10 protein-coding genes are annotated in these 11,050 nt (G+C 44.4%); 4 read left to right on the top strand and 6 right to left on the bottom strand.

Annotation, left to right across the window (positions count from 1 at the left end; all coding sequences use genetic code 11):
* The first annotated feature begins 54 nt into the window (after positions 1-54).
* Positions 55-2,349, top strand: a complete 2,295-nt coding sequence (locus PG901_RS05475) for a cation:proton antiporter (protein WP_271133794.1) — start codon at positions 55-57, stop codon at positions 2,347-2,349.
* Positions 2,350-2,477: 128 nt separating this feature from the next.
* Here PG901_RS05475 and tmk read toward each other — a convergent pair whose 3' ends face one another.
* A complete protein-coding gene (gene tmk, locus PG901_RS05470) occupies positions 2,478-3,110 on the bottom strand; it encodes a dTMP kinase (RefSeq protein ID WP_271133867.1) in 633 nt (210 codons plus the stop codon).
* A 217-nt stretch (positions 3,111-3,327) separates the two neighbouring features.
* Positions 3,328-4,626, bottom strand: coding sequence for an endolytic transglycosylase MltG (gene mltG / locus PG901_RS05465; RefSeq protein WP_271133793.1), 1,299 nt, complete (start codon positions 4,624-4,626; stop codon positions 3,328-3,330).
* A gap of 171 nt (positions 4,627-4,797) precedes the next feature.
* Between mltG and PG901_RS05460 the strand changes: the two genes are divergently transcribed.
* Positions 4,798-5,562 (top strand): DpnI domain-containing protein, encoded by a 765-nt coding sequence (locus PG901_RS05460; protein WP_271133792.1) that lies wholly within the window; start codon positions 4,798-4,800, stop codon positions 5,560-5,562.
* On the opposite strand, the gene PG901_RS05455 is transcribed toward PG901_RS05460, so the two are convergent.
* Positions 5,554-6,120: a hypothetical protein gene (locus PG901_RS05455; protein WP_271133791.1), complete on the bottom strand. Its 567-nt coding sequence runs from the start codon at positions 6,118-6,120 to the stop codon at positions 5,554-5,556. The two genes, PG901_RS05460 and PG901_RS05455, sit on opposite strands and share 9 nt — an antisense overlap.
* Before the next feature lie 181 nt (positions 6,121-6,301).
* Here PG901_RS05455 and PG901_RS05450 point away from each other — a divergent pair, with 181 nt between their 5' ends.
* Complete coding sequence (locus PG901_RS05450; protein WP_271133790.1) at positions 6,302-6,499, top strand: DpnD/PcfM family protein; 198 nt, start codon at positions 6,302-6,304, stop codon at positions 6,497-6,499.
* On the opposite strand, the gene PG901_RS05445 is transcribed toward PG901_RS05450, so the two are convergent.
* Both PG901_RS05445 and PG901_RS05440 read right to left on the bottom strand, forming a co-directional pair.
* Entirely contained in the window at positions 6,496-7,473 is a 978-nt protein-coding gene (locus PG901_RS05445; RefSeq protein WP_271133789.1) for an aminotransferase class IV, read from the bottom strand. The two genes, PG901_RS05450 and PG901_RS05445, sit on opposite strands and share 4 nt — an antisense overlap.
* A 15-nt stretch (positions 7,474-7,488) precedes the next feature.
* Positions 7,489-8,160, bottom strand: coding sequence for a hypothetical protein (locus PG901_RS05440; protein WP_201564397.1), 672 nt, complete (start codon positions 8,158-8,160; stop codon positions 7,489-7,491).
* Positions 8,161-8,693: 533 nt separating this feature from the next.
* On the opposite strand from PG901_RS05440, the gene aroE reads away from it, so the two are divergent.
* Entirely contained in the window at positions 8,694-9,554 is an 861-nt protein-coding gene (gene aroE, locus PG901_RS05435) for a shikimate dehydrogenase (RefSeq protein WP_271133788.1), read from the top strand.
* A gap of 123 nt (positions 9,555-9,677) precedes the next feature.
* On the opposite strand, the gene PG901_RS05430 is transcribed toward aroE, so the two are convergent.
* Entirely contained in the window at positions 9,678-10,805 is a 1,128-nt protein-coding gene (locus tag PG901_RS05430) for an FUSC family protein (RefSeq protein WP_271133787.1), read from the bottom strand.
* Between the last annotated feature and the right edge of the window lie 245 nt (positions 10,806-11,050).

The raw sequence follows: 11,050 nt of genomic DNA, 5'->3' as shown, positions 1-11,050 counted from the left end.
TGGCACGCCTCTTAATAGATATAAAATATGACAAGATTATAAAAGGATTAATTTATGGATACCGCCCTATTGTTATCCGGCGTGGTTGGGCTTGGCATCGCCGCCCAATGGTTGGCTTGGTATTTAAAGCAACCGTCCATTTTGTTTTTATTACTGATTGGTATTATTGTTGGCCCGATATTGGGCGCTTTTGACCCTGACTTGGTGCTCGGCGAGCTGATGTTCCCTTTTATCTCGTTGGGCGTGGCGATTATTTTATTTGAAGGCTCGCTGACTTTAGAGTTTGATGAGATTAAACAACACGGCTCTGTGGTACAGATGCTGGTATCGGTCGGCGTGCTTATCACCATTGCGATTGTGGCGCTATCGACTTACCTGTTGTTTGATGTCGACCCTTTGATTGCTTTGCTATTCGGTGCACTGGTTTGTGTGACTGGCCCAACGGTTATTATGCCGTTGCTGCGCAGCGTGCGCCCCAATAAAACCATTTCTAACATTTTGAAATGGGAAGGCATTATCATCGACCCTATCGGCGCGATTGCAGTGGTATTGGTCTATGAATATATCATCTCAGGCGGTGAAGCCAGTAGTATCTTGCTGTTTGCCAAAATTGTGGTATTGGCGGTAGCGATGGGCTTAGCGGGCGCGTGGGCATTGGCATTTTTAATGCGCCGCCATATGATTCCTGAGTTTTTACGCAATGTCTTTACCCTTGCTTTTGTGCTGCTGCTGTTTTCTATCTCCAACCACTTAGAACACGAGTCTGGCTTATTAACGGTCACCGTACTTGGGGTGGCGCTGGCTAACTGGCCAAAATTCCCACGTGAGACGATTTTAGAGTTTAATGAATCACTGACCATATTATTGGTATCGGTATTATTTATCATTCTTGCTGCCCGCGTTGAGCTTGAAAGTTTGCTGAGCGTTGGCTTTGCTGGACTGGTGCTACTCGCCATTGTGATGTTTGTCGCGCGTCCTTTATCGGTATGGGCGTCGTCTATTGGTTCCAATCTAAAAACCAATGAAAAGCTGATGATTAGCTGGATTGGGCCACGCGGTATCGTTGCCGCTGCTATTTCGTCCTTATTTGCTATTCGCTTGCAAGAGTATGATATTCAAGGTGTTGAGCTGCTCGTACCCTTGGTATTCCTCGTCATTATTGGCACAGTAATGATTCAGGGCTTGGGCGCCAAAATGGTTGGGAATTTCTTGGGCGTGCGTGAGCCTGAAACCAACGGTATCTTGGTCGTTGGCTCCAACCCTATCGCTTTATTGGTGGCAACGTCTTTAAAAGACCAAGGTTTCGATGTCATCGTCGCCCACAATAACTACACCAATATTGCCCGCGCGCGCATGAGCGGTCTGCGTACCTACTTTGGCAACCCCATCTCTGACCATGCCGATCATCACTTAGACCTTATCGGTATCGGCCGTCTGTTTGCCATGAGTATGGATAAAGAGATGAATACCTTGTCCGAGATTCACTATCGTCATGAGTTCGGCGAGCGCAAACTGTATCGCCTTAAATTTAGTGATGAGAAAGTCAAAAGCGAGCGCGATGACAAGCAAGGCAATTTTCATTCGCAGTGGTTATTTGGCAAAGATGTCACTTATACCAAGCTGGCCAGTATGCTGTCGAAAAAAGCGCGTATTAAAATCACCAATATCACGGACAGCTATAGCTTTGAGCAATATAAAGCCGATAATAAGCAATTCGTACCGCTTTATACGGTCGACAAAGAAGGTAAGCTACACGTGATTACCGATAATTTTGATGGCACGGTACCACGTGATCGTAAGCTGATTTCATTGGTCGTTGATGATGAAGTACAGCCAAAACCGGTCGATGTAACGCCGAAACAAGAGCAAGCACGGGCGGCGGCAGATGCCAGCTTTGAGTCCAGCTCAAAAGCGCCTGAAAAGCGTCAAGAAACAGAGCTCACGGACGCTAGTAATGACACTACGCTGCCGGAATCTACATCAACCACGGCGAAAGAAGTAGATAATGAGGTAACAAAGGATACTGATATAAAAACTGCGCAAGAAAATCCGTCCGATACTGTTACGCATAATAAAACTCCAGCATCAGAGGTTAATGCTAAAAAAGTAGAGACTCAAACGGCAGAGTCTGATGCTACTGGTGCTGCTAATTCTACTAACGTTACCAATGCTCATAAAACTAAAGGGGTAATGTCGGATAATTCGACGGCAACTTCGAAAACTAAAACCTCTAGCAATACTAATGGTAATGGCAGCGCACCGAAAACCAAAAAAGGCGCGCTTGACCCCAATCGTTTACCCGACTCCAGTGGCGATAACCTTGATAGCATTGATATAGATAAAGACTAGCGCAGTTTTTAAAAATTTTCCCATAAACTATAAAAGCCCCAACTGCTGAGTTGGGGCTTTTTGCTTAATTGCTTTAGGCTAACAATAATAATGCTAAATAGTATTAATCTGTTCGCTTTAAAACAACATCAAACTAATGCAAATTTTTCCTGAACGGTTTGCCAGATACGTTCACTGACTTCTGCAGCGCTGCCTGACGCATCAATACGCTGGATACGCTCAGGCTGCTCGCTGGCAAGGACGCTAAAACCTTGATGCACTCGGGTAAAAAACTCCGTCGCTTGCTGCTCAAAACGGTCAGCGGCGCTACGTTTATTGGCGCGCGCCATGCCTTCTAATACCGGCAAATCTAGCCACAAGGTTAGCTCTGGTAGCTGTTCGACAAACTGGCGGATAAGCATATCAATTTTAGCGCGTGTCGCACTATCACCATGAGCACGCCCAAAACCTTGGTAGGCAACGGTCGAATCGGTAAAGCGGTCACATATCACCCAAGTACCACGTTGTAGTGCTGGCAAAATCACTTGCTGCAAATGGTCACAGCGCGCGGCAAACATGAGTAGCAGCTCAGTATTATCGTTAATCGTGGTATCAGGGTCTAGCAAAATAGCACGTAATTGCTCAGCAAACGGACTACCGCCCGGCTCGCGAGTTCGCAGATAATCGATGCCCTTTGCTTGCAAATGGTTGCAAAGTTGCTCGATAGCGGTGGTCTTGCCAACGCCTTCAGTACCTTCAAAGCTAATAAAGCGCCCTTGAATGGACGCTGTATTAGTAGACGCTGTATTAATAGGATGGCTAGGCGCTTTTACTTGCGATGATTTTTCTTCTGGTAATGCTGACATGATATGACCTTATGTCATTGATGAGCGTTATGCCGTTATATAAATAGTTATATAAATAGCTATATAACGACATAACGACATAACGACATAACGCTCAGTACACGATAGATTTTTGGAAATATAGAGGATTAAATTACGGCGGCGGCGTTTGTGCTTTCTTTTGACGCATGACGCTTAGATAGTCTCTGACCGCTTGGTTATGCTCATTTAAGCTATTGGTAAATTTGTGCCCGCCGTTACCGGTCGCCACAAAATATAACGCTTCGCTATCGGCAGGATGCAAGGTTGCTTCAATAGAGGCAGCAGATGGCAGCGCAATTGGCGTAGGCGGTAAACCATCGATTTGATAGGTGTTATAAGCCGTCTTTTCATCGATGTCTTTACGGCGAATATTGCCTTCATAACGGCTACCCATACCATAAATAATGGTCGGATCGGTCTGCAAGCGCATGCTTTTATTCAAACGATTATTAAATACCGCCGATACCAAAGGACGCTCTTCTGCCACGCTGGTTTCTTTTTCGATAATCGACGCCATCACTAGCGCTTCGTATGGACTGTTATAAGGTAAGTTAGGGGCACGATTTTCCCACGCCTTGGTCAATGCTTGCTGCTGACGCTTATACAAGTCGGTCAGTACCTGCTTATCCGTGCTCCCTTCACCATAATAATAAGTATCAGGGGCAAACCAGCCTTCAAGATTGTGATTGACGATAGGGTCATTACTATTGATCACCGAATCTGGCAAGATGCCGACCAAATCCAAGGCCTGCGCAATACCGGCATTGTCTCTATTATTACCACTCTCATCAATCAGCACTTCTTTTTTGATGCCTTTATTATCACGTAGCGCCTGATATAAATCTTTTGAGGTTTTGCCTTCGATGATTTGTACTTTTACCATCGCCGCCTTTACCCCTTGCCCAAGCACGTGCAGCGTTTCAGCAAAGGTCGGGTTTTCTGGTAATTGGTAAATACCAGCATGCAGCGGACCATCGACTTGTGATTTGATATACAGCTTAGCCACGCTGGCAGAAAACAGCGGTATCTGCTGTTGCCACTGCGGCAGTAGCCCATAATACGTCTGACCCGCCTCAATCGTCACCATCTGCTGCGGCTGCTCAATACGTCCAAACAGCGTCTGATAAACCATCACCAAAAAAAACGCTGCAATCAGCCCAAGCACCAGTAATACCTGATAGCCGCGCTGCATAAAAAACGACGGATTATCGGCTTTATAGTGGCGCGGTTTATTATCACCGCTAATGAGCGAGATATCCGTCGCCGGTACTTCCTCTGCGGCAACGTCGTCAATGACAGGTTTTTTGTCCAACGCTGTGGTATCGACAGGCTGATCAGCTGTGCCGTCATGGTCGTTTATTGGTGGCTCATCAGGACGTTCAGGCGGTATTTCAGGGGTTGGCTTGCTCATGGCAACTCGCGAGGCAGAAGTTTGCTAGAATTTAGCACTGAACTGGGTGATTTTCAATGGTATTTGCTTAGCTTATCGATTAACTTACTATTTGGCTTGAGAGTGATGGCTTAATATTCATCCTCTTTTATTGTTATTTCCTCGCTTGCCCATTGGTCACGAAAACTTATTATGAATCTAAATTTCAATCAAAGTCTTGCCAAAAACTATCAGTCACCAAGCCAAATCATTAGAGTGCTCAGTGAAGATTGGGTCGCTAAGCAAAGTTATTGCCCTAATTGTAATGCCGAACCATTGGCTGAATTTACGAACGGCAAGCCTGTTGCTGATTTTTATTGCGGACATTGCAGCGAGGAATATGAACTAAAAAGTAAAAAGGCAAAATTAAGTCAGATTATTAATGATGGCGCTTATGACACCATGATTGAACGTATCAACAGTGACAATAATCCAAACTTTTTCTTTTTAACGTATTCTCAAGCATTGAGCGTGAATAACTTTTTAATCATTCCCAAACAGTTCTTTAAGCCGGATATGATTATAAAACGCAAGCCTTTATCCATCACTGCCAAACGCGCTGGTTGGGTCGGCTGCAATATTGATTTGCGTAAAGTGCCTGAATCGTGGAAAGTATTTTTGGTCAAAGACCAGCAAGTCATACCACGCGATGATGTCACTGAGCAATTTCAAAAAACTTTGTTTCTGCGTCAGCAATCACAGCAGACACGTGGTTGGACGTTGGATGTTTGGCAATGTATCGATAAACTCGGTGCTAATTTTTCTCTCAATCAGGTTTATGCGTTTGCTGACTTATTAAAACTCAAACATCCTGAAAACAACCATATTAGAGATAAAATCCGTCAGCAATTACAAGTATTACGCGATAAAGGCATTATTGAATTTACCGGTCGTGGGCACTATCGCAAATTATATTAAACGCTTTTCATTATAATGCTCAGCTCTCGGTTGCCCTTTCTTATCGCGATAGACATCAGCTATCAGCTCATCTCTATCGTCCCATAATGGTAAACGTGCCGTTGCAACTAAACGGTCATGAAACTTATGCGGCGGATACTCCCAATCAATTTCATCATTGATTTTAAAAAAGTGCTCTTCTCGATAATCTACATAAGCGTGCATTCTATTTTTAACATAGTTATTCCAATGCCATACTAGCTGCAATGATGTGCGAGCAGGCTTAGTAAACTGCCTTAAACTGACTGTTAACGCACGCCTTACTGGTTCGTCATTAGGAAAGACTTTAATACGTTGCTCGATAACTTCTTCTTGTGTTTCTGCATACTCAAACACACCGCCAAAGGCAATAAATCTCTTAAAGTCTTTTAAATACATAACGCCGAGCGATAATTGGGTATAAGGCGATAAATGAATAATTTCATCAGGTTGTTCTTTTGCTAATTTGCAAATTTCATCCAAAACCATCAAGCGACGAATTTGTATTGGAATTCTGCTTTCTTCATAAATTGGACGCATCGATATCTCTCCCTTCAAAAGGCGCTATTGAACCTTTATGATTGAGAAAATATCATTGATCGATTTGCCTGAGCGCACAAGTCTTTGTCACAAAAGACGATCACTTCTTTTTAAGCGCCTTTGCTAAGCTAGCGGATATAAATCCTCAAGAAACTTTGATAAGCATGTATTGGGAATAGTGATGATAAAAAGCGATAAGAAAGTGGAGAAAGTCTTTCAGATAGAGATTGTCGAGACGCTAAGTAACCTCGTGGAAGTTAGCGCAGAAAACGAGCAAGAAGCACTATTAAAAGCGCAAGAACTGTATCGCAATGAAGAGGTTGTTTTATATCCTGATAACTTAATTGACACCAAATTTAATATTTTTAAATACAGTTAAGTCGCTTCGAAACTTACCACTTCACCCGAGAATAACCGCAGACTGGTCATTGGCATAATACCGCGTAGCGCATTGCAAAAGAATAGCTGGCTTAAATGGGGCAAATCCTCATCTTGTAACGACCTGATGATAACGGGGTTATTGCTAGTCGATAACCCATCGATAATGACTTGTCGCATGACCCCAGCGACGCCCGATTGCGCCATCGACGGCGTATACCATTGACCTTGGGTTAAATAGTTTGCGTTGCCTTTATTAGCATTGCTTTTATTAGCATTAACAGTAGCGTTTGTCTCTGATGATGGCGATTCTAGCAAGCGTGAATCGGATAGCTGATAGAACACATTGCTCATCGTTCCCTCAACCCAGTGCCCGCTCATATCGCGTAGCAGACCTTCGCCGATGCTTGGTTTGATATTGTCTTCCAATGCTTTGGCTTTGATAGCGTGCAGCTCACCACTTGCCAGCACATTATCCAGACGATTTAAGCTTTTTAATCCAGCTAGCGGTGGCGGTAGGCAAGCAATTTTAGAAGACAAGCAAATGGCGGTGGCGACAGGTTGTAGCGGAATTAGTTGCCCATCAGGCAGAGACAGCGATTGCACAGTGGCAATATTCATCGGCAAGGATTTCAGCCAAATCTCGCAAGCACTGCCGGATTTGCTTGGTGTATAACCATAACCGCGAACTTCTTGGGCAGCACGCGTCACGATAAGTTTTAGCATACCTTGCTGTAATTGCTTGGCATGCATTTTTAATATTGTTAATAATGCGTCGCTGTCCAGCTGCAGTTGTAAGGATGTCGCATGGGAGACTAGGCGCTGTTGATGATAGTCCACCCACAATATCTGCCCATTAATGACGCCCATGGTGGTAAAAAAACCATCGCCGTATGCCAGCCCGCGATTGTCTAACGACATAGCGAGCTTTGCAGCATTTGGCGGGTGTAAGCATATCCAGTTATTGGGCGACATCAAGGCTAGCCCCGCTTATTTATCAGCGGTTTGAGCAGCGGATTTATTAATCACTAGCATACAGCTATAAAACTCGCATTTTGCCAACTCTACTTTTTGACCGCCAATGACTTTATTTTTGACGATTTGGCCGTTGAGCATATCAGCGACCAGCTTACCGCCTTCATCACCCATCAATTGGCGCGCCAGCTGATAAGACTTTTTGGCATGGTTTTTACTAAGCTTTTTTTCATTATCGGAATCTGTCGGATTGGCAAAATACCAGCCAAGCTCGAGATATTTTTCAGAATCAATCAAGTCTAAATACGGCGCATCAGCCTTCATAAAGCGATATTTGGACGCCGGATTACTGGCATAATCTAAGCTGTTTTCATCGGTGCTAACTACTTTACCAAATGCTGATTTTATCTCGCTCAGCTCGTCAACGTTGAGGGTTTTTACTTTACCCGTGCCCCATGAGGCGACATCATATTTTACTGGCGTACCTTGTTGGGCGGTTGCGCCATCTAAATCAGCGTGCGCGGTGGTGTTTTCTTCTTTAGTCGTCTCAGTGACGGTCTGCTCGCTCTTCTCGGCGCTGGCGTCTTCAATTGTGACGCTCTCTTTGTTGCTATCACAGGCGCTCAAAGACACGCCAACTGCCATTATCGTACTGACCATAAGGGTCTGTAGGCTATTATTCCACATGGGCAATTTACTCACACTTTTATAAAGGTCTGAAAATGGTATTAACGAGCGGGCAGCGATGCCGCTGATAATGAACAATGTCTATTAAGATTGTATCGTGATACGTTTTATTATTAACCTGTTGATACGCGCTTTTTTAGCAACTGGTTTTTTATCATATTCTTATATTTTCTTATCTTGCTTTTACACTTCTATAGTTCATTGGCCTGTTTACAATGGCTTTTTTATCATGGCTTGTCCACAATAACTAGGGCAGCCTAAAATCTTAATGCTCCCTAGTTTACCCAACTGCTTAACACTTGACCACCCTTTACGTTACGGATAGCACTCCCACAGAGTACAGATTTGTTAAAGACCTCACGAGGTAAAAACAGCCTTTATTTAACGATTTATTGGTGCAGCACACGTTTGTCAAAGATAGCGTTATCCCTTATGATAAATGGGTTATCTATTTTTTATAAATTATCGCCTGTTAATTTTGTTACTATTTTGCCTCTTTCACTATTTTGCCCCTTCTAGCCAGCGGACCTTTTATGACCCAGCATTTTATCGTTATCGGCAATCCGATTGCCCACAGTAAATCCCCTGAAATCCATACGCAATTTGCAGCGCAGGCGGGTATCGAGATTAGCTATCAGCGTCAGTATTGTCCTGATGAGGCGGCGAGTTTTACGGCGGTGATTGAGGCGTTTTTTCAAGGTGGCGGCGTCGGTGCCAATGTGACCGTCCCTTTTAAACAAGTTGCTTATGATTGCTGCGTGGCGCGTGGCGGCTTGTCTGAGCACGCCAAGGTCGCTGGCGCCGTCAATACATTACTGCTCAATACAGCACTGTTAAAAACTGGCACGCCGATAGCTGAGGCCATATATGGTGATAATACTGATGGCCAAGGTTTGGTTAATCACATCACAAGCTTGGGCTGGCCACTAAAGGGTGCACGCGTGGCAATTATCGGCGCAGGCGGCGCGGCGCGCGGCGTTATACTGCCATTGATTGAAGCCGGTATCACAGAGCTAACCCTTGCCAATCGCACATTGAGCAAGGCGACAAACTTGGTCAATGAGCTTAGCGCAGCAAGTGAGACGATTGCTAAGCAGCAGATTAAAACCTGTAGCACCGATGGGTTAAGCGGCACGTTTGATATCATCATCAATGCCACCTCGATTGGTTTATCTGGCGATACGCTGCCGCTTAACGACGAGCTCAGCGGTCATTATGCTTACGATATGATGTATGGACGCGCGTTGCCATTTTTGCAGCATTTTGCCGAGCGCGGCGCACAAACATCAGACGGTTACGGCATGCTTATCGGTCAAGCGGCGTTAAGTTTTGAGCGCTGGACGGGACATACGATTGATGTGGTAAAAGTCACTAAAACCTTACAAGCACTTTGATTGCTATTTTTAAACGTTTTTAAAGTATTGAAGGTATTAAATGTGACGATTAAAAAGGCCGTATAAATATTACTTATACGGCCTTTTTTAATCATGTATATCTTCTTTTATAAAGGTATTTATTTAGCCAAAACGCGCCAATAACCAATCTTCCATCCGGCGCAGCGGCACGCGCAAATTGGTTGAATGCATCACCACGCCGCCGCTTAGGCCGACCAAGCAACCAATAATAGTATCAAACAAACGTGCCAAAATGACTTCTTGATAAGCTTGCTCAGAAAACGGTAAGCCACTGCCGTATTCAGCAATAAATATCGTCAGCGGCGTAATAAATATCACGGCTAAGCCATAATGGCGGTCAACCAAGGTTTCAATACACAGCATCAAGCCCAATATCGCCAGCGCCACGCCCCATATCGGCAAACCCCACGATAGCATCCAACCCGCCAGCCCCACGCCTAATATCGTCCCAAGCAAGCGATGTATCTGCTTAATCCACATGGTACGCAAATGAATACCTTGGATAATCAAAAAGCAGCTGACCGCCGCCCAATACGGATTTGATAAATTTAAAGTCAACGCGATAACTAGCGCTAAACTGACAAAACCGGCGACAATCACACTTTCCGTGATGGTATCGGGCTCATAACGATAAGTGGGCGTTGGGGTCGCCGGACGCGTTGCCAATAAAAACAGCGAATATAACAGCGACATCACTAAAGCAAAACCACTACCAAGCATCACCAGTCCCGTGGCGGGCATGATGTCTTCTAAAGGCAGCGGTATAAATAACGCAATCGCACCCGCCATCAGCACAAACAATCCTGCCGGCGGCGGCTGGCGATAATAACGCCCAAAAATCACGATACCAAAAGCCATCAAGGTAAATATCGGCAATTTTAATATTGGAATCTGCTGCGCTATCAAGCCGAGGGCAAAACACAGCGACATTGCAAAGCCCCACGCCATCACCGTCACCAACCGATACGGCAGCTTACCCACTAGCGGGGTATTTAAAATAACCATCGCCCCCAAAGACGCCTTGATACCGGACGGTAAGGCGTCAAAGTAAGCACCCGCAAACACAGGGAAGCTAATAGCAATCGCCGCGATAATTGGCATATGCCAAGGTCGCTTGCTGCGGTTTACAGTAAGTAAGTGATTGAGCTCACCGTCGATAAGGCTTTTGAGGCGAGCAAATAGTGCTGTTAGCCAAAATGCTGGCGTTGCCTTGCGCTTTGATGCGCTCATAATTGGCTTTCTTTTATTCATTCATCATTCATCTTATTCATTCATGTAAATCATATTCTTAAATATTTTTGCTACTATCATCTATCTTTAAACCCCATTATACGAGTTATAGACAGTTCAAAATAAAAAGGCTCATTCAAAACAATATTCTACACTTATAACCAAATGTTTTGTTTTTATTATCTAATAATGAATATTAGTTATTAGTTGTATATTTGTCGCTATAGAAGATTTATACTGACATC

This window comes from Psychrobacter sp. ANT_H3 (assembly GCF_027919975.1).
In the GTDB taxonomy this organism is placed as follows: Bacteria; Pseudomonadota; Gammaproteobacteria; order Pseudomonadales; family Moraxellaceae; genus Psychrobacter; species Psychrobacter maritimus.
This window is presented reverse-complemented; position numbering and strand designations above follow the sequence as displayed.